The sequence below is a fragment of the Sphingobacterium sp. UBA6317 genome, assembly GCF_002440385.1.
In the GTDB taxonomy this organism is placed as follows: Bacteria; Bacteroidota; Bacteroidia; order Sphingobacteriales; family Sphingobacteriaceae; genus Sphingobacterium; species Sphingobacterium multivorum.
Window position 1 is genome coordinate 24403 of the sequence record NZ_DJTD01000014.1, and the last position, 21819, is coordinate 46221.

The 21819-nt window shown below is 38.6% G+C and carries 23 protein-coding genes and 1 pseudogene; 7 read left to right on the top strand and 17 right to left on the bottom strand.

Annotated features, from left to right (window positions below; genetic code table 11):
• Nucleotides 1–62: 62 nt before the first annotated feature.
• Complete coding sequence (locus B3E92_RS03705; protein ID WP_286751798.1) at nucleotides 63–482, top strand: DUF6157 family protein; 420 nt, start codon at nucleotides 63–65, stop codon at nucleotides 480–482.
• A 30-nt stretch (nucleotides 483–512) separates the two neighbouring features.
• Here the strand turns inward: B3E92_RS03705 and B3E92_RS03710 are convergent, their stop codons facing one another.
• The gene (locus B3E92_RS03710; RefSeq protein ID WP_286895423.1) at nucleotides 513–983 is read right to left on the bottom strand and encodes an NUDIX domain-containing protein; all 471 of its coding nucleotides are present in this window, start codon (nucleotides 981–983) and stop codon (nucleotides 513–515) included.
• On the bottom strand, nucleotides 976–1761 hold the full coding sequence (gene xth / locus B3E92_RS03715; RefSeq protein WP_286895424.1) for an exodeoxyribonuclease III: 786 nt from the start codon (nucleotides 1759–1761) through the stop codon (nucleotides 976–978). Before xth ends, B3E92_RS03710 begins: the two co-directional genes overlap by 8 nt.
• 459 nt (nucleotides 1762–2220) lie before the next feature.
• Between xth and B3E92_RS03720 the strand changes: the two genes are divergently transcribed.
• The gene (locus B3E92_RS03720; protein ID WP_286895425.1) at nucleotides 2221–3402 is read left to right on the top strand and encodes a glycosyltransferase; all 1182 of its coding nucleotides are present in this window, start codon (nucleotides 2221–2223) and stop codon (nucleotides 3400–3402) included.
• Between the two features lie 135 nt (nucleotides 3403–3537).
• On the opposite strand, the gene B3E92_RS03725 is transcribed toward B3E92_RS03720, so the two are convergent.
• Nucleotides 3538–4047: a CinA family protein gene (locus tag B3E92_RS03725; protein WP_286895426.1), complete on the bottom strand. Its 510-nt coding sequence runs from the start codon at nucleotides 4045–4047 to the stop codon at nucleotides 3538–3540.
• A 51-nt stretch (nucleotides 4048–4098) separates the two neighbouring features.
• Nucleotides 4099–4410, bottom strand: a complete 312-nt coding sequence (locus tag B3E92_RS03730) for a hypothetical protein (RefSeq protein WP_053003998.1) — start codon at nucleotides 4408–4410, stop codon at nucleotides 4099–4101.
• 216 nt (nucleotides 4411–4626) lie between these two features.
• On the opposite strand from B3E92_RS03730, the gene B3E92_RS03735 reads away from it, so the two are divergent.
• Complete coding sequence (locus B3E92_RS03735; RefSeq protein ID WP_286895427.1) at nucleotides 4627–5817, top strand: hypothetical protein; 1191 nt, start codon at nucleotides 4627–4629, stop codon at nucleotides 5815–5817.
• 79 nt (nucleotides 5818–5896) lie between these two features.
• Here the strand turns inward: B3E92_RS03735 and B3E92_RS03740 are convergent, their stop codons facing one another.
• On the bottom strand, nucleotides 5897–6250 hold the full coding sequence (locus tag B3E92_RS03740; protein ID WP_046676278.1) for a winged helix-turn-helix transcriptional regulator: 354 nt from the start codon (nucleotides 6248–6250) through the stop codon (nucleotides 5897–5899).
• A 585-nt stretch (nucleotides 6251–6835) separates the two neighbouring features.
• On the opposite strand from B3E92_RS03740, the gene B3E92_RS03745 reads away from it, so the two are divergent.
• Nucleotides 6836–7603 (top strand): metallophosphoesterase, encoded by a 768-nt coding sequence (locus B3E92_RS03745; RefSeq protein ID WP_286895429.1) that lies wholly within the window; start codon nucleotides 6836–6838, stop codon nucleotides 7601–7603.
• On the top strand, nucleotides 7581–7778 hold the full coding sequence (locus B3E92_RS03750) for a hypothetical protein (RefSeq protein WP_286895431.1): 198 nt from the start codon (nucleotides 7581–7583) through the stop codon (nucleotides 7776–7778). Before B3E92_RS03745 ends, B3E92_RS03750 begins: the two co-directional genes overlap by 23 nt.
• 90 nt (nucleotides 7779–7868) lie before the next feature.
• Here the strand turns inward: B3E92_RS03750 and B3E92_RS03755 are convergent, their stop codons facing one another.
• Nucleotides 7869–8249, bottom strand: a complete 381-nt coding sequence (locus tag B3E92_RS03755) for a DoxX family protein (RefSeq protein WP_236560186.1) — start codon at nucleotides 8247–8249, stop codon at nucleotides 7869–7871.
• A gap of 364 nt (nucleotides 8250–8613) precedes the next feature.
• On the opposite strand from B3E92_RS03755, the gene B3E92_RS24350 reads away from it, so the two are divergent.
• Complete coding sequence (locus B3E92_RS24350) at nucleotides 8614–8802, top strand: macro domain-containing protein (RefSeq protein WP_236590877.1); 189 nt, start codon at nucleotides 8614–8616, stop codon at nucleotides 8800–8802.
• A gap of 39 nt (nucleotides 8803–8841) precedes the next feature.
• Here the strand turns inward: B3E92_RS24350 and B3E92_RS03765 are convergent, their stop codons facing one another.
• The 7 genes from B3E92_RS03765 to B3E92_RS03795 all read right to left on the bottom strand — a co-directional run bounded on the left by B3E92_RS03765 (nucleotide 8842) and on the right by B3E92_RS03795 (nucleotide 17883).
• Nucleotides 8842–9315 carry a hypothetical protein gene (locus tag B3E92_RS03765; protein WP_286895432.1) on the bottom strand — a complete coding sequence of 158 codons (474 nt, stop codon included), beginning with the start codon at nucleotides 9313–9315 and terminating at the stop codon, nucleotides 8842–8844.
• 389 nt (nucleotides 9316–9704) lie between these two features.
• Nucleotides 9705–10835, bottom strand: a complete 1131-nt coding sequence (locus tag B3E92_RS03770) for a cytochrome-c peroxidase (RefSeq protein WP_286895433.1) — start codon at nucleotides 10833–10835, stop codon at nucleotides 9705–9707.
• A 40-nt stretch (nucleotides 10836–10875) separates the two neighbouring features.
• Nucleotides 10876–12429, bottom strand: a complete 1554-nt coding sequence (locus B3E92_RS03775; RefSeq protein ID WP_286895434.1) for a DUF6850 family outer membrane beta-barrel protein — start codon at nucleotides 12427–12429, stop codon at nucleotides 10876–10878.
• A gap of 67 nt (nucleotides 12430–12496) precedes the next feature.
• Nucleotides 12497–13813: a DUF4876 domain-containing protein gene (locus B3E92_RS03780; RefSeq protein ID WP_286895436.1), complete on the bottom strand. Its 1317-nt coding sequence runs from the start codon at nucleotides 13811–13813 to the stop codon at nucleotides 12497–12499.
• A gap of 17 nt (nucleotides 13814–13830) precedes the next feature.
• Nucleotides 13831–16596, bottom strand: coding sequence for a TonB-dependent receptor (locus B3E92_RS03785; protein WP_286895438.1), 2766 nt, complete (start codon nucleotides 16594–16596; stop codon nucleotides 13831–13833).
• Nucleotides 16597–16778: 182 nt separating this feature from the next.
• The gene (locus tag B3E92_RS03790; protein WP_286895440.1) at nucleotides 16779–17582 is read right to left on the bottom strand and encodes a DNA alkylation repair protein; all 804 of its coding nucleotides are present in this window, start codon (nucleotides 17580–17582) and stop codon (nucleotides 16779–16781) included.
• Between the two features lie 10 nt (nucleotides 17583–17592).
• Nucleotides 17593–17883 (bottom strand): redoxin family protein, encoded by a 291-nt coding sequence (locus B3E92_RS03795; protein WP_286895442.1) that lies wholly within the window; start codon nucleotides 17881–17883, stop codon nucleotides 17593–17595.
• 93 nt (nucleotides 17884–17976) lie between these two features.
• Here B3E92_RS03795 and B3E92_RS03800 point away from each other — a divergent pair, with 93 nt between their 5' ends.
• The gene (locus B3E92_RS03800) at nucleotides 17977–18318 is read left to right on the top strand and encodes a winged helix-turn-helix transcriptional regulator (RefSeq protein ID WP_070560815.1); all 342 of its coding nucleotides are present in this window, start codon (nucleotides 17977–17979) and stop codon (nucleotides 18316–18318) included.
• A gap of 72 nt (nucleotides 18319–18390) precedes the next feature.
• Here B3E92_RS03800 and B3E92_RS03805 read toward each other — a convergent pair whose 3' ends face one another.
• From B3E92_RS03805 to B3E92_RS03820, 4 genes and pseudogenes are all read right to left on the bottom strand, one after another.
• The gene (locus B3E92_RS03805; protein ID WP_286768977.1) at nucleotides 18391–19008 is read right to left on the bottom strand and encodes a class I SAM-dependent methyltransferase; all 618 of its coding nucleotides are present in this window, start codon (nucleotides 19006–19008) and stop codon (nucleotides 18391–18393) included.
• 51 nt (nucleotides 19009–19059) lie between these two features.
• Nucleotides 19060–19250: pseudogene (locus tag B3E92_RS03810) on the bottom strand (class D beta-lactamase); the annotation flags it as partial.
• Between the two features lie 23 nt (nucleotides 19251–19273).
• Nucleotides 19274–20794 (bottom strand): phosphoethanolamine--lipid A transferase EptA, encoded by a 1521-nt coding sequence (gene eptA, locus B3E92_RS03815; RefSeq protein ID WP_286895444.1) that lies wholly within the window; start codon nucleotides 20792–20794, stop codon nucleotides 19274–19276.
• The gene (locus B3E92_RS03820; RefSeq protein WP_231585349.1) at nucleotides 20781–21527 is read right to left on the bottom strand and encodes a phosphatase PAP2 family protein; all 747 of its coding nucleotides are present in this window, start codon (nucleotides 21525–21527) and stop codon (nucleotides 20781–20783) included. The genes eptA and B3E92_RS03820 overlap by 14 nt, the downstream gene beginning before the upstream one ends.
• Between the last annotated feature and the right edge of the window lie 292 nt (nucleotides 21528–21819).

Genomic DNA, 21819 nt, shown 5'->3' on the forward strand with positions numbered 1-21819 from the left:
CAAATCGTAAGATATCCTATTATTTTTGTTGTTATCCTTACGGCTCCATTGATTAAAGAAAGATGAAAATTATGAAAATCCATTCGACCAATTATTTTAACACATTGATTGAAGCTGCTGCAGATACCAAAGTAGTTAAGGGCACTATTCCACCATCAAAAAGCAATAAAACCGTTGCTAAACGACAATATGAATTAATCGCCTCTGCACCTTATCAGTATACATCTGACGATATTATTTTCCAAGTCTATGCGGAAAGAAGGGATCTAACGCCAGATGAGTATCCTGAAGCAAGAGCAGTTTTTTTCTCAAGAGGACAAGCTTGCCTGCGAGCTTCCCCACTTACAAAAACCTATGGGTATGGGATTCATAGTAATAGTGAAGGCAAGATCGCTCTATATGGAATGGAAACAGCAATTTATCAGAAGTTTGTAGCGGATGATAATACAGCGAAAGTTAAAGCAATGAGGTCTACTAGGTAGCACTTGCAAAATAAAATGGTGTTGAAAAAATTAACATTTCTCATGAGCAATCACTTGCTCCAAAAAAGAAATCTGCCGTTCGTTTATTTTCTTCCTAGCCTCCGCAAATGTAAACCAACCTCCGCGATCTACTTCTGGATAAGTTTGCGTTTTTCCGGATTTCGGCGGCCATTCCATTTCAAAGGTATTGCTTACCAGATCAGCAGGATCTATATCTCCTTCAATCGCCCAGCACTTAACTATTTTTCCTCCTTTCTGTTGAATAGCTTGTAGCGCAATAAAATTTCCGCTGGGAAGATAGCCTGTCTCTTCAATAAATTCCCTTTTGGCTGCTTCAAGTTCATCTTCATACAAATCGATTTCTCCCTTAGGGATTGTCCAAGAGCCTTCATCTTTTTTCGTAAAATAGGGACCACCAGGATGTACTAAGAAAAAATAAATTTCTAGCGCCTCAAATTTATACAATAACAATCCAGCACTGGTATTTATCTTTTTAGCCATTGTTGCTGCTATTCCGTAACCGAATCCATGTAGGGGCATGATCGCTGCTCTTTTCCCAGCCGCGAACATGGCGATCAATACCGCCTTCAATCAAACGATTCTGAATTGAAGGGCTTAATAGGATATGATCTATACGCAAACCGGCATTTCGACTATAAGCCTGACGAAAGTAATCCCAGAACGTATACACCTGCTGATCCGGAAAAAGCTGACGAATCGCATCCTGCCAGCCCGCTTCAAGAAGTTGACTGAAAGCCTCTTTAACCTCCTTTCTGAACAATGCATCGTTGACATATTTTTCAGGTTTATAGGTATCCATTTCGGTTGGAATAATGTTAAAATCGCCGATGAGTATCGCTGGAATATCCATACTAAGCAACGTTTTGGCCCGCTTAGCTAAGCGCTCAATCCACGTCATTTTATACTCAAATTTGGGCCCGGGAAAAGGGTTCCCATTGGGAAGATAAAGACAGCAAATCGCGACTTGCTGGATCATAACCTCCAAATAACGGCTTTGAACATCTTCGGCATCACCTGGAAGCGCTCTAGAGATTTCTTCGATCTCATATTTGGAAAGAACCGCAACCCCATTCCAGCTTTTTTGACCGTGCCAAACGGCATGATATCCGATGGCATTAATTTCTTTCAGTGGAAAACGTTCCTGCGGAGATTTCAACTCCTGGAGGCATACAACATCAGGCGATTCTTCGGCCAACCAGCGAAGCAAGACTGGTAGACGCGCATTGATACCATTAATATTATAGGTAGCTATTTTCATGAACTCATTTTTAACTTAAATAAACAACCAAAGGAACCTCTTTATTGTTTGAAACTGCTAAGAAAAATTTAAGCGAGGAAAATTGAACACCTTTAGCAAAACAGCACTTATTTATGAAATTCGTATGGGATTAAATGACTATTTAAGTGATACGACGATAAATTCATTTCTCCAACGCTATAAATACGTATTTAACCTGTATTTTTCGGAAGTTCCTTAGCTACCCTACGCTATTTCTATTCAAAAACTACGGTTAAAGCTTCATAAACATCCTTTAGGTATAAATTTTGTTTCAATTACATCAAAAGAATTTACACTCAAATAGCGTACGGATATGGAAAATATTGAAAACAAAGCAAAAAAAATAGGTTTGGAGAAAGGCTACTATTTATTGCTAATGGCCATTTTGGATCTTCCAGTTGAAGAAGTGCAAAATACAGTAAAGGAGGGTTAAATCATATGAAAAAAATAGCAATCATCAGTACTTGTCCGCCTCAAGAATGTGGGTTAGCAACTTTTACGAAAGATCTTAAACAAGGTATGGAATTCGATCCTACTGTACAAATTGACATCATCGCTTTATCTAAACAGGGATTAGAGGATTTTAATGAATCTGTACGCTTTGTCATCTTTCGGGATCGACTTGATAGTTATCATCAAGCAGCTCGTATCATCAATGAGGAATATGATTATTGTATTGTGCAACATGAATTTGGAATATTTGGTGGTGCCGACGGTATTTTCATCACACAAATCGCCAACAATCTTACTATACCATTATTAACCGTATTTCATACTATTCTACAAACCCCTTCATTGCAGCAGAAAGAAATTATGGAATTACTTCTGGAAAAATCTCAGGTGGTTGTCAGCCTATCGCCAAAAGGAGTAGAATTGTTAAGGGAGCAATTTGATTCGGCTCTTACGGATAAAATTAAAGTTATACCGCATGGCGTGCCGCAGTTTGACTATAATCAGGGGTTAGCCAAGTACAGGTTGAATTTACAGCAAAACTTTGTGATGATGACTTTTGGTTTAATCGGAAGAAGTAAAGGGCTTGAATATGCCATAAAATCCCTATCGGGTATCGATCTTCCTGAATTCAAATACTTGATTGTTGGAAAAACACACCCCAATGTGCTTGCCCATGAAGGTGAATCTTACCGATTCGAACTTCAAAATTTAGTTGATCAACTAGGTTTACAGGATAAAGTTGTTTTTATTGATAAATTCTTAACGGATGAAGAACTTAAAGAGTATCTGACAGCATGCGATATATACTTATCCCCATACCCTCACGAACAACAAATTAGCAGTGGAACCTTATCTTTTGCAGTAGGCGCGGGAGCTGCAGTTATCTCCACTCCTTACTGGCATGCCAAAGATTTATTGAAAGATGATCGTGGCATTCTTACCCCATTTAACGACATAGAATCCATGCGTGGCAACATCAAATTATTGTATACCTCCCATCGACTACTCGCTTGGCATCGTTTCAAAGCACGCAGCTACGGAGAACAAACTGTATGGAAAAACGTAGCAAAAATGTATATCGAGCTTCTAAATGGAGTAACAACACCGGTGAGATCTTTAATTGATTATGAAAAATACCTCTCTTTTGATTTGAAAAGAGAAGCATAAAGTTAAAGGGCTGTCCGAGGAGTCTAACTTTTCAGGGCAGTGATTAACGTGGACAGCCCTTCCTTTTTACTATTTTATGTACATTCCATCCAATTCAACAACCTTTCGGATAATCAATTCTCAAACGGATTGGCTTCACTTTTTACTCACCCTATTTAGTCGTAATAGCCTATTTAAAGTTTCGAATGCCTTTATGGTATAAATGGCCTGCGCTTCTTCCATTTTGACGCTCGATTGAAGTTCAATTTTTTCAGTACATATAATCTTGTCCTTTTCAGCAATTGAAATATAGGCGAACAATTTACCAGCTGATTCGGGCACGGCTGTTGCATATCCGGTTGTGGCAATAGCCCATGTTGTACCAAACAGGTTGCTTACTGCAAGTGCCATTTCTTCGGTAATTTTCGGAGATACGCAGTCGCATCTTTCGGCTTCCTTTGCATCTACCTTTAGTATTTTTATCTTAGCATTAATCGTATAGGTGGTCACTCCCCCAGCGAAAACTTCCATTGCTCCCTCCATCTGTGTACAGGCTAACTGCAACAATCCCGCTGTCACACTTTCAGCAACGGCAATACGATCTTTAGCATCTTTGAGATTTTGAGCGACTTCGCGCAGTAACAATTCTGGAAACTCTATTTTCATTATATATTAATATAAGGTCATCTACATATGAAGGCATTGCCTACGCTATCTTTATGCCACATGGTATATTTTAATCTCAGGATTATTGCTTATTAGTGGCTTTAGTGCAACGAGGATGATATTATTGTATAATTCTGTTGACAAAAAGGCCTCAGCATCTTCATAAGTATCAAAGCCATATAAGAGCTGTATATCCTCATCGCTGAAAAGTAGCTCTTGTGTTTTCGCTCCTTTTATTTGTTCTCGAAATAAATCTTTGAACTTATTATATGTACTTGTCAATTCCCCCCTATTGGAAGAATTCATTTTTAACACAATTTGCAAATATGCTGTCGTCATTTGTTCCTTATTTTTATTGTCCATAATGGTTTAAATTTCCCTGACCCGGTACGAATGGATTGGAATTGCCCAATCCAAATGTCTCTAAAAACCAAACAGCTTCTAACCAAAGATCGTTTGTAATAAATTAATATTCCTTCGTTATCTAAGCTAACTTTAGCATAAACATTTTAGATGATATGCATGTTAAGTAAAAGGACGATCTTTGCATACTAACATTGAGATAAAATCTATCAGCACATGATATATTCAAAAATAGCGCTGTCAACTGTACTTTTCGTATTAATGGCACTCACTTGTACAGGCCAGAGTTTTGATCGCCAACTGAGGAATCAAAAGGAAAAGACGCAAAAGGAATTTTTGAAGTTTATTACTGAAATAGGAAGTAAAATAACGGATTCGACCTTAACGACCGAACAGCAAAATGCATTATTTAACCCGATCGTTGCGTATGCTCATAAAGAACATACTGGCTTAACACGATTGCGCAAAAAATACTTTGAAAAAATACAGGCTCCACCAACAGCACTTAATGCATTTATTTTTGATAGCAAGCCTCCTGAGGAACTTTCAAAAATGTTGGAAACCCCACAATTCACGACAGTAACCTTGCTACAGTGTTATCGACCTATCGAAATAGCGCGACTTATCAGCGGAATTATACAACCTATGATTTACCAACAATCGAACATAGGAACAAACGAATCTACAATAGCTTATGCCTTTGGAAATCAAGTCTTCGCTAAACAATTAAAGGAGGAGGTTTGGCAAATTTGGCTAGTAAATAAGCTTTATATGCTTAAGTTCAACCTTAATCTCCAAACGATGGTTATCCAAAATTCGGAATATACGCTACCCAATAAAGTGGAATATTTACGACTTGGGATTCCGTTCGTGCCCCAGAAACCAGCCAATGAATTAGAGAAACTCTACCAGGAAATGGATGAAATACGCTGGAACAGCTATTCATCAACTTGGATACAACAACTCAGCCCTCAAGAATGGCAAGATACTATTGATAAGCGATTAGGTACATTTTACCTAAAAAATCAGCCCCGCTTCATAAAAGTTCAAAATGAAATACTCAAGGATCTGGAAAAAGCAAGCAATTTGGATACGAACTGGCAAGAATTGCACTTATCTTCCGATGAAAATATACAATTGACAAAAACCTTAAAAAACAATATTTTGCAACCCGATGAAGTTGCACAGCAGCTATTTTCATTTTCAAACGGCATTATCCCCTTTAATCAAGATGTTGAAGAAATTGGAAAAAATGCAATGTCAGAGTTTTTACACTATATCGTTGGACATGAAAAAGACCAGGTGTGGAAAATTAGATCTTTAGGTTATTCCATTGCATTCGAATATAAGTGGGACCTAAAGCAAGGCCGGTTCTCTGAAATAAAAATCTTTCAGAGACCATCCTAGTGTAAATTCCATTGTGGCTATACTAAACTTTTTTGAATTAGGTATCGATAAAAAATCAGTGCTGAAAACAAAGCCGTCTTTATGTTATCATTTTATGCTTGGCGCCCCATTTTTCCAACTGACACCAAATAGGGATAAGTTCTGCCGCAATTTCAGTCAATTGATACTCCACTCGAGGGGGCACTTCCGCGTAAGCAATCCTTTTAACCAGTCCTTGCTTTTCCAGCTCTTTGAGCTGCAAAGTGAGCATGCGATCTGTAATCCCTGTAATCAATTGTTTAATCTCACCAAACCGCAGCTTGCCATGCTGTAATTTAGCAAGTATCAACAGCTTCCATCGGCCACCGATCTTACATACAGCATACGCTAAATCACATTCAATAATATACTGTTCATTAATCCTATTGGTTGAATTTTCTTTTCGTTTTCCCATAATTTAAAATCTCTTTAATAGCATACAATCCACAGCAAATAGGGACAAATTTAAGACTTCTACCCTACATCTGTGGCACCACATTCGTCAATAATATGACACAAAGCGAAAGGAGGTTATAGCTCCAAAGCTAATAATCATCAGCTTTGAAAATAATTTAAAACCGAAATTATGATTATAGAGAAAAACAGCTATTTTAGATTTGGTAATCCAATTATTCATTCCAAATATGCCAGATTCAAATTTTAGACTTCGAATATGATCCAACAATTCTATGCCTATCTAAAAATTTTAATGCTATTCATTTTTTTAGATCTTCTAATATTTTTAAGAATTCGGTCATTATCAACTTGGAAATCCAATCGAAAGCTACTGAACATAGTCTGGTGGTCTATCAGTATACTTTCCTATCTATCCATATTTCTTAATTTATTTTTTAGATGGACTAGTTTTGAATCTGCCTGTTTGGTATTTTTTCCAGTTTCGTTGCTATTGGGTAAGATAATCTGTCTTTTTTTTATTGGTATTGATGCGGTTGTGCATATTTTCAACATAATAAACAAACGAATAAAAGAAACTAAATCGTTGCCGAAACAAATTGGAAATTTACCCTCCATAAAAAGATCAGATTTTATAGTCAAAAGTGGTCTCCTGTTAGCCAGTGTCCCCATCGTTGCACTTACACGTGGATTTGCCTTCAATTTGTATAAGTACCAGGTCAATCACCTCGATTTAATTTTACCTAATTTACCGAAATCATTTGAAGGAATTACTATAGCCCAAATTTCCGATATACATGCAGGTAGTCTATTTAATTCAACTGCTGTAAAAAGAGGGATTGACCTTTTGTTAGCACAGAACCCTGACATCATCTTTTTTACAGGGGACCTAATCAATGATTTTGCTGCTGAAATGGAAGATTATTTATCCATATTTGATAAAGTGAAGGCTCCATTAGGTACGTTCTCTATCCTCGGGAACCATGATTATGGAGATTATCATTTTAACAGACATCATTTCTTTGATCAGAAGCATTTGACCAAACAACAAAACCTTTCAAATCTCAAATCCATTCATCAACAACTGGGTTGGCAACTACTTCTCAATGAATCGAAAGAACTCGTACTGAATAACGAAAAGATTACGATTATAGGTGTCGAAAATTGGGGCGCAAATAATCCACAAAATTATGGGAATATCGATCTGGCCATGTCTAAAGTAGATAAATCCTCGCCTATCAATTTGATGCTTTCACACGATCCCTCCCATTGGCGCGCAGAGATCCTACCCAAATATCCCACAATCGACGTCACTTTCAGCGGGCATACGCATGGGGGGACAATTCGGCTATAACAACCCGAATTATCAGTGGAGTCCGGTCAAATATGCTTACCGCGAATGGGCAGGCCTGTACCGTGAAAAGCATCAGGCTCTGTACGTAAATGTTGGCTTCGGTTATCTAGATTATCCAAGCCGAGTTGGGATACTACCGGAGATCACTATATTTCACCTGAAGAGTAAAGGTTAAAGCAAATTAAATACTGTCCCTGATGGATTTTTCACCCAGTACATATTTTCGGGTAACTCATTAAATTCATCACAGATTTCAACACAATTTCTAATCGAATTTCCTATCGGCTGGTCTGAAATACCAAGAAGTAGCAATTAGAATAATGTATAATAGTGCCGGAGCCATTAAAGCGAAAGAATCTCCCGATGCAATATGCGAATACAAGGCACCAGTAGCCGTAAAGAAAATACCCGCATATGCCCATTCTTTCCAAAGTGGTCTTTTGGGCCAAAGCAAGGCAACCACAGCTAATAGTTTCCAGATTCCTAGTAAAGGAAGTATATAACTCGGATATCCCAAATGGTCTATATTTTGTATCCCACCTGCACCTTCTGTTTGAATTTTAAAAATCTGTATGATAGCAGTTGACAATAACCCTACAGCCAACCATATGGTTGCTATCCAATAAATTATCCGATTTCTTTTCATAATGCGTTGATTTATTTATTATCCTGTTAATTACTTTACATTCCTAGCCACCTCTCCTATCTTCAACACCCGGTATTATCCTTGCCACCCAAAATAAAGCAGCTCTTTTACTGACCGTTCTTTATTATGTAGCTATTTGACTACAAATATAAATGTAGTTATGTAACTACGCAATATTATTTTCACTTTTTTAAAGCGAGGCATTGAATACAACGGCTATCCTGCGATACCCCAATTAAACCTGCTAATTATTTTTTCATTTATTTGAGTTAAGATCAATCCGACGTCACATAGTAACAACAAAATAACCGTAGTTACTATTCATCGCTGCGGTGGGCCGGAAATTCTGTAAGGATGCCGTAACATTGGGGCTAAACAAGGAGGCTGCAAGGTAGGTGAAGCCGTCATCACAACTGCAGGCAAGCTAGCCGCTAAATATGTAATTCATACAGTTGGACCAGTGTGGAATGGTGTCATTACACCGTTTCTGATGGCCGATACAACACTTAAGCAGATCAAAATAGTATGTTTGACGATGATACCTTTCTACTGATCAATCAAATAATAATATAAACCTAGCTTAAAACTAAGACTACTCCGCTTCAAATTCCCATCTATATTCATAGGAAGGAACAGGCTTATCAATGTGTGGAAATTGCAGTTTTTTGAGTTCCCTAATATGTTCAAAATCTTTATTTAGAAGTAAATATATACCTGCGTTCTTACCTATTTCTCTTAATATTTCTGGGGTAATCTCTTTTTCTCGACTGTTGGCAGATATGATCATTTTTACAAATTGCTTGCCCGATGAAGTTATATACGGATTTAGCTTATAGGGCCCCGGAATACCAGTATTTTCGTGAGATTGTCCTGCCAATACATCATTGATATAGATAGCATAGTCTACATTGTTTATTTCATGGTAGAGAAAGTATGATTTTACGACCGAGGCTATTCCGCTATGACCAACTTCAGCAACCTCTTCATTTCCCCTATCTCCACCGCTATTGTTACACGACATAAACAACACAACACAGTACACAGCAATGACGATAATTTTTTTCATTTCGTATTTTCTCCTTATTTTTAAAACTGTCGCAGTATTCCTTTGACAGCGATTCTAAGCCAATACGACCAACAAGTTAACAAACCAATTTAAGGCCCTAAAACAAGAAATTGCAGATGGCTATACAGCTTATTAAGATACAAATTAGTAGGAACAAAAAAAAGGAGGTAAACAAACAGATATGCCCAACTTTTTAAAATTTCTTTATAAGTCATTAGAATTCACGATATTTGAAAAAATAAACACCCTACCAGTATCTGTTTAAAACATTGGTTATCCAATAGCTGGATAACCATTTTTTTGCAAGAAGCTATCCTGAAGTTGCCCCACTCTCAATATAGCATGTCTAACAGTATGTAAACACAGCTTCACGATTGTTCGGCTGTCATCTATCTCGGTAAACTTTCGGGACGGCGCATACGATAAGAAGTCCCTGTGATGGCGTGCAAAAAGGCCTCAATATCTTTTATTTCATCTTTTGTCAGATTTAGGGGTTGCATCAATGGATCAGTTACAGGATAAAGTGGATCTTTTGCTTTCTGCTCAGCAGTAGCGGAATTCATCTGCATACCACTATTGTACATATTCAACAGACCGGTCATATTCCAAAACAATCCGTTGTGCATCCACGGATCGGTATTCATCACGTCACGTAGCGATGGTGTTCGAAAACGTCCTACATCAGCAGGATCCTTTGTAATCTCGTATCGTCCCAGGTCCTGATATTTCCGTTTGTAATAGGTGAGACCAATATTGTGGTACAGATCATCGGTAAAAAATTGACCATTATGACAATTCATACAGCGCGCTTTGGTGCGAAATAAATGAAGACCGCGAACTTCCTGATCTGACAACACTTTATAATTGCCATCTAAAAACTCATCAAAACGACTTCGCCTACTTGTTAATGTCCGTTGAAAAGCACTCAAGGCTTTCAGCACCTCTGGCATCGAATAATCGGCTTCCCCGAAAGCATCCACAAACAATTTGTTGTATGCGGAAATGGCCTTTAGCTTGGGAATCAGTTTTGTCAATTCCATATCCATTTCATGATGAGCCTCAATAGGCCCCAAGGCTTGTTCCTCCAATGAACCAGCACGACCGTCCCAAAACAATTCCTTGCGTGCATACACATTGAGCAACGATGGCGTATTACGCGTGCCTTCAAGATGATCATTACCAACTGGCACGGTAAGCTTGTCAGCCCAGGAACTTTGCGGGTTGTGGCAGCTACTACAGGATATTTGATTGCTTCCCGATAGAATGGGGTCAAAAAAAAGATATTTCCCCAACTTCACATCAGGCTTTTCCATTAAAGAAAAATAACCGGTATCGATCTTGGGTAGCGACTTAAATTCATTCCAATGAGCCCCAGCATCAATTGTTGGTTTTGGCCATTCGCTCACCGGCCGTCGATAATAAAGCTGTATCTCATCATCAAAGGCTTGCTGTTGATCTTTCATAGAAAGCAAACCCACAAAACCAACAATAGTAGCCAATACACAAAACTGCTTTTTCATTCTCTCTTAATTATGCTTATAAACAAGTACGATAACTATTTTAAAATATATAAGAAACTCCCAATTTACCCGAAAACCAATCTTTACCTGGCACACTTGACAACTCATAGTCTATCGGTACCAAATTACCCCTACACTGATAATCCATCTGGAGCTGTATGCTCCAATTGTTCTTTGCATGATGCGTGCCCCATACCCAGGACATATTCCAGCTATTACGTGGAGCGGTGTCGTAAAGATAATCTTGATACAGTATCTGCTTTCCAAAATCCCCTGTATTCAACTCAGATACGTAGAGATTATGGCTTGGTGACCATTGTTTAGTATAGCCGATTGTTCCTATTATGTCGGCCGACTGGCCGAGCCGGAATGTTCGATTCAGTCCCAGTCCCAGTTTAACTTGATCAAATTCCATTTGGTTACCACTAACACCATCTTTTTTCTCGGTCTTATACATACCAGCATGGCCTTCAAACAAATACTGATGTACGGCTAATTGAGTTTTAAACGAAATTTCATGCCGACGATAGGTGTAGTTATTTGCTAGATAACTATAATTAAAATCCTGTCCATTTTCAATTTGTCCCTGCAGCGCTACTCTTAGCAATCGCTTACGATGCATCTGCCGGCTCCATAAAAAATCGATTGATCCGATATCTTTTTTATAATCATTTAAGGACAAATAGGTCTGTTTTGAGTTATCATTTCGTCTGAATGATTGTTCTTCATTTAGATAGCGACTATTAAAATAGATCTTATTCCTATCATTGGGTTTCAGCAAGATATGCGCGCCGACGCCTTTACGGTGAATAATATCGTTGTAATTGATCTCTTTTAGTCGCTCACTCGCACTTCCAAAACCGTTCATCATCCAATTGACATACAATGGGTCTTCTGTATTGGTTGTATACTTGTCATTTTTATAGCCCACGTTGACCCGTTCAGAACCATATCCCCAAATACCAGCAATATGATAAGAAAATGTTGGCAGATTGTGACCAACACTCAATTCAAACTGCAGGTTCATATCTTTGATATCGCCTCTGGGATCATTATTGGAGTAGTGAGAGCCTAATCGATAATCGATGCCCAGGGAAATCGGGAGCTTAGCATCGAAGAATGCTCTTTGGATTCCCGCATCGAGCTTATAGGTCTCTCGACTGTATTTATTTTTTCGCAACGAACCAAAATACAATGGCGCATCGACATTCCATCGTGACTGATGGCGCAAAGCAGTACTGTCTTCTACGGAGCGGTCATATGAAAATCTTCCCCAAAAGCTAGTTTTGCGCCAATCGGTCTTCCCTTCCGTATACAATTGGGATTGAATGAGCCCATCAGTTCCTTGCGCCGCCTTAAAGTCCCCTTGCCCCCTGCTGTGCCGAATACCAAATAGAGAAGATCTATTTTTGATTTCCTCAGGAATCCATACCCTATTTCGTATGGCCATATCATGCATTATTACAAATGATGGCTGATACCAATAGGTCAAAGCTGCTGTTGAATCTAAAGAATTAGACGTACTCTGCCCGAAGACAGCGTGGTGGGCTAAGAAAGCCCCCCAAAATAACATGATGTATCTCACACTTTTCATTCAGGTATTTTTTATAAAATACCAGCTTTCCAACGAAAAAGCTGGTATTGGGAATAACCGTTTTTCATTAATCACCAAATCCAAATGGATTTGCTTTTATCGCGATAAAATCTTCTGTGGAATTATTTGTATCTTTTAATTTACGAACTCCATTGTTCGTTTTTTCGGTTTTGCGAATTACAGATTGCGATGAATAGCCACCTAATGGTGCGAAAGTAAAACCTGCATCCTGTGACGCCGTCAATTTTTTAGGAATTCTCGCGTCCTTGGTGTTTGGCTGTACTTCTACGGCATCCATAATCCAACCGACAGGTAACTGTCTGTATTTTTTTGCGGTGGAAGTCGGAACACTGATGGACGGTTCCGCATAGCTCTTCAAATTCTCCACGTCTGAACGATTCGCGTGCTTAAAAATAACATAAGCATCCCGTCCTAAATTATCCAATATCCAGTCATTCCCCGTATAATCCAATATCTCCACATTGGGAACAGCCGGATTGTCAATATCTGTTGCAAAAGGAGTTTTGCCAGGGATATCTCCAAAATAAACCTCAAAATTAGCTTTACTCAGGTCTACTGTAAGATCCGGATTCTTGATGGCTACTTCTTTTCCATTATTACCAACAAACGGTGCTTTATGGTTTAGCGCATTTTGCGCAATTACAATGCTTTTACCAGGTTCCACTGGATAGGTCTTTCCATTGCCAGGAATCATAAATAAATCTCTTAAGTAAACATAGTCTGTATTTTCTGATTCGTAGCCGCCCATTCCTGAAGATTTACTCCAATCCAATTGGCCATTGGATTGATAGTAATCGGATTGACTGGTCGGAGATTGCCTTCCCCATAACCGGCCAAAGTAAAGACTATCGGCATATAAAACACGTTCTGTATTATTGTAAACTTCAAAAAACTGATCCCTGAATACCGCTCCTTCTTTATTATCAGAACCCGCATAGTAAATCTGCTTGATGACAAAGTCGCCCAATAGACCTGCAACCAATTCCATATCCAAAGTCGTAGAACTGGTTAAACTGATTTTTTTCAGCGAAGCATTGAATGTCACGTCTTCAATACTTGATTCTCCTGTCAAACTGTTGTATTGCGCTTTGGGTATCGTAATAGAAGCATCAATATCATATTCACCCGGTATAATAGAAGTCAGGTTGACCACACCTTGGGACGAAGAATATGTAGCACTGGTTTTTGTTGCCAGATTGGTTATCTTAACAATAACCTTGCTTAAGTCCAACTTGGTATTAAAATTTTCAGAAGCATATTTTAAATTCAGCTTAATATCCAGCGGTTGTACACCGGATGTATTATCTTTTTTACAGGAGATAAAAGGTAAAAAGAGAAAAGGAATTAAGTAACGAGTTTTCATTGTGTTTAGTTTTTATGTTAAAATTTATAAGTCAGTTGGGCGCCATAGTTGGGAGATGAATTTGGGGCTTGCACTGAAGAAGCTCCTTCCCTATAAAAGCGCGGTTGGTAATCCAGAAAATTATAGACGTTAAATGACAGGTAAATATTCTTGCCTATTTCCTTGGCCATATTGAGACCAAAGTTCCAGTAGATGTAGTTGTTTTCAATATTTACCAAGTCAGCTTCATTTTTCCTTGCTGTGTATAATTCGAGATGCTTCGGATTGTTTATATCAAATTGATCAATGGTATGATACGTATAATCACGTGTATAATATCCTACAGGAATAATATCTCGGTAATTAGATTTATTGTAGTTTAATAATTCACAGTCTGCACTCAGTTCAATAATCAAACGCAAAGCGGGAAAATGAGTTGAACTTCGTAACTGCGCTCGACTTAAATAGTTCTTGGTAGATTTGGACGGAAAAAATCCAAGGATAACGTCATCTAACGCTGTCTTTTCGGCATTAAAATTCAAACGGCTTAGCGCACTGGAACTAGAATTGGCTAGGGTAAATGCGGCAGTAGCGGAGAAAGTTGTCATAATCTGTTGAATTCTAGGTGTAGAATACATGACTTCCGCACCAATATTGGACGATTTATTACTATTGGCAAAGTACAGATTGGACATTAAATAGCTTCTCGTCCCCGTCTGTTCAACTATTGGTTTACCCCCGGGCACCGCAGTAGCCGAATAGGTAGGCAAGTCAATGAGTTGATCAGCCGTAACCGTGTTGATTCCGCGCGTATTTTTTTTATAGAAAAGATTCGTACGTAGTTGATGCCCATTCTTATGCCATGAAAACGATGATTCCAGCGTTTGCCCTACACTACTTTTGAGATTGCTATTATCTTTTTCATAACGCCGCAAGTAAATCAATGCCATACTTTCGTCAACCTTACCATTATAAGAGTTGAGCAATATAATTTCATCAAAAGTAGGCCCGGGATATAGTTGTGCTAATCCAGGAGATTTGAAGGATAAGCCGTATGCTAGCCCAATCTGAGTTGATTTAGAAAGTGAATAATTGATATTGGTTCTTGGAGAGATGGAAGAGTGACCATTCATAAGATCCCAGCGAACGCCCGCCCGCACGCTAAGATCCCTTCCCCATACTTTTGTCCGCATAGCATCCTCCGCATACAAGCCCAGGTTTTGCAAAGCGTTTGTTAATGAAAAATCATAATACCTATCCGATCTCGCTCCAAGATCCTTTTTGGGAATAGAAGGATCTGCAATTCGCCCCTTTCCACGGTTGATGTCATAACTATAGTTACTTCCAAAGTTTATTTTGTGGATAATATCGCCGGTAATTGCGATGGCATTTCCTTCCAATCGGGCATTTAAATTCAATGGTCTATTATCCACATGATCTAGCGCAGTATACTGACCAGGTGCATATTGTCCTTCTACAATTCCAGTTTGCACAGAATCGGTATAAAGCACGACTGCACCATTATAGTAATACTCCCGATAGGTTTTCTGCAGTGTTGAACTTATTCCTGCATTGAGACTAATGCTTTTAAGGAATTTATGGTCCAATTTGTAACTGGTTCGGCTAGCAGCATTCCAACCCCAGCCGCCAAAAGAAATGGCATTCGAGAGTGGGTCATCTGGATCTTTTCGGACCTGATCAATAACTTTATTGTAAGAGCCTGAGAAGGTTTGTTTCAGACGCTTATCTGCGCCAAAATAGTTTGTCCATATCAAAGTTCCGTTTACGCGGTCGTATTGTTTCAGCTTATCTCTATTGTCTGCGTAAGACTGCACATAACCGAAATCCACATTAATTGTCCCAAGCTTTTTTCCGAGCTGCATTCCCTTAGACAGACCATATGAAGTTGCATTGCTCCGCACTTGAAGCCTAAAAAAAGCCGGAGTCTTGCCTGCCTGCCTTTCGATAATAACGGCACCATTTGATAAATCGCCATAGCGTGCCGGTGCTACGCCAGAAATAACTTCCAAATGTTCGATATTTTCTATCGGTATCTGACGCAGATCCAGACCGCTAAACACGTTTTCTCCAGAATAGAATTTTCCCGTTGTCGGTCGACCGGTTAAACCATAATCTGAAGGTCTAATTGCATTCGTTGCGGAAGACATGCCAAATATTCCAGCGTTCCGCCCTTGCATATTTCCATTGTTACCCAAAACCATGTCATCCATTATGATAGCGACACCAAAGGAGTTATTCAGTTCATTCGCGTCTAGCGATCGTCCTGTAGTCTCACTAAAAGCACCTCTCAGCGTCAGATTTTGCATCTCCTGCACAGAAGGGGCTGTATTCTTCCGGTTTGGCAATCGGTTCAACAGATCGTTTAAACTTAGCGCCGGATAACGTTCAATCATTTCGCGATCAAATACGAGTGATGAGTTGCTCAACTCTCCTCTCTTCGCCTGTACCCCAACTTCTTCAAGAGCAAGACTCATATCTTGCAACAAAAAATTTTCAATCTTTTGCATCGAATCTAACAGGACTGTCCTTTCAACCTTTTTCTTACCAATGTAGGAAACCGATAGCGTAACAAGTTTGCCATACTGCTCTTTAGGGATGGTTAAACGATATTCACCACGCCCATCGCTCATACTGGAGAATCCTAACTGATCCAAAATAACGGTACTTCCCAATAGGACTTTCTTATTACTATCAGTGATCTTTCCCCGGATGTATATCGACTGTGCATGCGCAACTGCAATTGTGTAAAATAAAATAAAACTAGTCCAATAGAGCTTTTTCATAAGTGAGAATAAAAGCGCACAAAAAGGCACATCTATTTAAAATGATTCTAAACAGATGCAAATGTAACGTATTTTAACACAGTATTTCAAATTATTTTTAATAATTCTAAATAAACTGCTGCATAAAAAATTAAATATGAACTAGAAAGACGCAAAAAACAGAATACTGACACGGATAATTTTTACTTCGAAATTGTGCGTAATGCTTTTCGAATAATGTAGTGTGTTTCCTTGGTATTACTTTCTTCTTCCCAAAGATGACAAAGTGCTCTAACAAAACCAGGTTGGCTTTTGCTTGCGTCATTCAGCCAATTTGCGACGCTATCCCGAACATATTTTGAAGGATCGGATTTTAGCGGTTCTAAAATAGGCAAGGCTAGACTTGGTTCCTGCTTCAACCGATCGATGTGCTTACACCATACGCCCCTCGGTCGAGTTGACTCCGTAGCAAAACGCCTCACATTTTCATCCTTCTCCATCGCCCATAGGCTCAGATAGGTAATGCTCCTGTCCAAATCAAAAGCTATCCTATTACGGATGGCCATCCAGCTGATTTCTCGTACACCAAAATGTGTATCTGCAGCAAAAGGACGTATTGATGAAAGCAGTTCCTCAATTTCAAGCTGTTTATCATTTCCAATCGCGTAGGTCGCCCAGCAACGCACGAGATCTGCAGGATGATTGAATAATATTGTCAGGAAGGTATTATCACGATTTTGTGTGATCATGTCGAACAGCGCACGTCCGATCGTTTCATTGATGGAATTTACCGTCGGTTTCTGTAACTGCTCCAACAGCAACAAGATTGGCTTTAAGTAGTGAATGCGCGCATTCTGCTGAAGAATGTGCTCAAGTAAAAGCCGTTGGTCAACAGCTAGCCACTCTACAAGATTTGCAGTTTCAATTTCACCGCGGTTCAGACTGGCTAGGCAGTCTATTGAAATATCAGCTGTCCGCCTTACCCCTTTACGTTGTACTTTGCCCATAGCTGTATGATTAACGCATCAATATTAGTCTTAGCTCGGGATTACAGTAAGGACACCAGTTGCCGCGGAAAAAGGCCACGCTAACCGTTCCATTCTCCAGAAGTTTTCCGAGCTCAATTTCGCTATGCAGCGAATTCATCAAACTAAAATTCCGGACCTTGTCCCCCATCTGCAGGCTCTTTTCGGTTAGATCGCCAGACTGAAGATCCTGAATGGATCTGCCAAATATTACCTTTATTTCAAGACGAAGATTAGCTAAATTCGCATTTAATTTAGCAATTTTGTGTTCTAAATTTTTCATGATGCTGTACGTTATTTCTGCAAAGTTTTAAAAGTAAATGCACAATCACAATACCGCATATTATTATCCCTATGGGGCAAAAAAGTCAATTTTATGAGTATAACAGAGAAAGCAATAAAACAAAAAATATGTCCATTGGAATTTGCCGTCAATGCGATTAGCGGGAAATGGAAAATTCCGATTGTCTGGCGTATCAATGAAGGGGAAAAACGCCCAAGTGAAATGCTTCGTGGTATTGCAACAGTTGATAGACGGGTGCTAAACCAACAATTGGCCGAAATGGTCAATGATGGTATTTTAAGTAAACAATCTTTCCATGAGCTTCCTCCCAGAGTGGAGTATTCATTGACACCCTTAGGGAAAAGTTTAGTGGAAGTACTCTGGAAATTAAATGCCTGGGGAGAACTTTTATTGGAAAATTCCAATAAAAATTAGCACAAAGGGGCAGATTCGAGCCACACACCGATGCGCTATTTGTACGAAATGCGTTCGCCCCAGCTATGACAGCTATTTACGAAAACTGCAAAACACAAAATGCTGTTTCGTGTCGAAGGGTGTTATATGGTCAATAGTCATACATTCAATTTTCCTAAAACATGTCTGGAATAAATCGCTTATTGATTGTGCTGAATACTGTTTAATAGTAATGCCACTACATTTCTTTGGCCCCTGTTCAGAAAAAGTTCCAACGACTAAAATACCTCCCACCGCAATTGATTGATCTGCGATTTTGATGTAACGATCAATCTCCTGGCGAACAGTCAAAAAATGAAAGGTGGCCCGATCATGCCAAAAATCATAAGTTGCGTCGGGAACGAAATCCAAGATATCCGAAACAATCCATTTGACTTTAGTCGCCTCATCCCCTAATCGCTTCTTCGCTCGTTCAATTGCAGCGTTGGATATATCCAATACAGTAATATCTTCAAATCCTGCTTTCAGCAAGAAATCAACCAGGAAACTGTCACCACCACCTATATCGATGATTTTCGCCTTTTTTGGAAGGTTAGCTTGCTCTATAAAATGTAGCGATGCTTCTGGATTGGGCTGGTACCAGCTCACTGATTCCAGCGGCTTGTTTTCGTATATGTCTTCCCAATGCTTCTTTCGATTAAAATTTTCCATCTGTCTATTGTCCTGGTAAAATTTGATGATTGATATCTAATGCCCTAAGGTTTAGGGCAAAATTTTTAGCTCCTTAAAGACTTTCCGCGTATCTCTTTGCGGCAGCGCGAGAAATCAGGACGATTGAACTTGCGGTCCTGAATAAGCCGCGTTGCAAAGAAATAAATCTTTTCTTTTTGCTCAACATAACCTATCCACCATCCGGTATTGATCTGATTGGCCATAGTCCATCCCGTTTTAGACCAAACTGTACCCGCAATCCTGTCTATTCGAAAATATCCATATTTTCATCATAAATAGGGCTTTTCATATCCAGAAATTTCAACACACTGTGAAATACGTGATTTTGGGTCAACGTTTTATTTGGTTTCAACTGTTTTGAATGATCAGAAACCCAAACAATAAAGGGAATCTCGTATTGCTCTTTTGGTGCAATGCTCATCGGCAATCCGTGCATATACAGGTTATTTTCACCCAGCGATTCGCCATGGTCCGAGACGAACAACATGGCACTATTATATTCCTTCAATTGTTTTAGATCCTCAATCAGATTATGTAAAATATAATCTGTATAAACCACGGTGTTATCATAAGCATTGATCAACTCTTTTTTAGAACAGTTTCCGAGTTCAACACTATTGCATACAGGTTTAAACAGCTCGAATCGAGCGGGATATTTTTTGCTATATGTTGGCCCATGGCTTGTACTTTTGTGGAGCACAACAAAAATTTTATCTTTTTTACTGGAGGATATTCGCTCCTTTAGACCTGTTAAAAGTACCTCATCGTAAGCACATCCTTCACCCTTACAATTTGTGGCAAGTTGATCATTTGTTTCATATTCTTTAATATGTACAGGTGGCTCCCCCCAATTACTTGTTCGCCAGATTACATCGACATCATTTCTATAGAGATAGTTCGGCAGGATTTCATACAAATCATCTGTATTTTTATGTTCCAATATACATTTTACTCCTGCTGTCGTATAGGTGGAGCAAGAAGTTGCGTCAAAATGATAAAGGTTGGGTGTTTTGGAAAGTAGCGGATTTGTATTCTTTTGATAGCCATATAAGGAAAAGTTATCCCTTCGAGCAGATTCACCAATAACAAGGACAACCACTGTCTTTTTGTGGTCAGTTATCGTCGCATCTGGCAATAAAATCTCTTTTTTATTTTTTTGATGTTCGTGAATGTAAAAACGCGAAATATTGACGGTATAAGACCACGGCATGGCAAGTGCGCCCAAAGTCTTCGAATTCTTGTCGATCCATAACCAATTAGTCGCATTGGCGAATATTAAAATAACGATAAATAATAGCGAAAGTGACGAAGTGATAAAGAACTTCTTTGGTTTATCCTTTATTACTTTTGCTTTAATAATGAAGATACTGGGAATAATACCGAGAAAAACGAGATAAACGATCAATTTCAGGGAAAAGAAACCGCTGGACTCGGAATAACGGGTATTCAAGATATTGCCGATCATGGTTTCATCCAAAATAACGCTATAGGTATTTACAAAATAAACGGCTACTGAATTGATCAGAAAGAACAACACAAGTATCGATTTCCCGAAGCGACGCGAGGCTGAAAAAAATAGATAAAGTACAAAAGCATTCATCACCAGCATCAAAATCATTAGACTGCCAATCAGAACAATGCCCCCAAAGCTTTTATAATCAACATTTTTAAAAACAAAAGTATAAAATGGAAAATGGAAGAATATAAAATTCAACACACTCACGAAAAGGACAAAATGAACTAGTTTTAAGCTATTTTTTAGCATAAACGGTAATGATTTTATAAAGTGTACTAATTAAGCAGATAAATGTAAAATAAAATATTAGCAAATTATCATTAATTATTCTATTGACCAATACTATACTGAAAACGAGGAATAATAAAATGAAAATTGGATAATACCGTTGGTCGTTGACCCAATTCCATAATTTAAATTCCCTGCTAAAAAAAATTCCGAGCAGCCCCGAAACATATCCTATAATACAGCCACTAACTACATCTAATGGATAATGTGCCCCCAACGCGACGCGAGATAAAGCAAGCATTAACCCAATACATGTTAAACCAAAAAACCACATTATTTTATAACTCAATCGTTGCGGCATAAAAGCATACATGATAACGGTCAGCGTTGTAAATATCGTAATGGAATGGCCCGAAGGCAAGCTATTGTTACCAAGAAGCATCTTACCAGTAATTAAAAAACTCGTTTGATTAAACACCGCTGCAGGTCGTGGTACAGCAAATGCCACTTTTAAAACAATGGAAAAAAAAGCTGAAATTAGCGATGCTGATATCAATGCTTCCCATAATTTAGGCGCATATAATACAAAAACACTCAATAGTGACAGGCTAATTAAACAATCTCCAAACTGTGTAAAATTAGACTCAAGATTTGGATATTGTCCGAGGTAAGCATTTATTGTGAAAAAGCTATTCTTCTGAATGACCGTATAGCCATATACATTCAATGCATGATTAAAATAGAGAAATAGCATGAGCAGAACTAATAGAAGTATAGGTAGAAAGAACAAAGGTTTTCTAAGCCTAGCATAATTATGGGTTATCGTCGAATTCATATTCATCGTCTACTCGTCTTTTAATCGAGTAAAGAACGGTTCGAATTCTGTAGAAATTTAGAATTTTAAGCTTGAACATATTTTGTTTAATCTATTGGATCCCTTTGCCGTTAGGTCAGGAACGTCCTATATATTGATAAATGCCAAATCGGTCCATACGCATGGCATATTTTGACGGGTGCGTTTTTTCAATTTGCCGGTATCCGTCGCT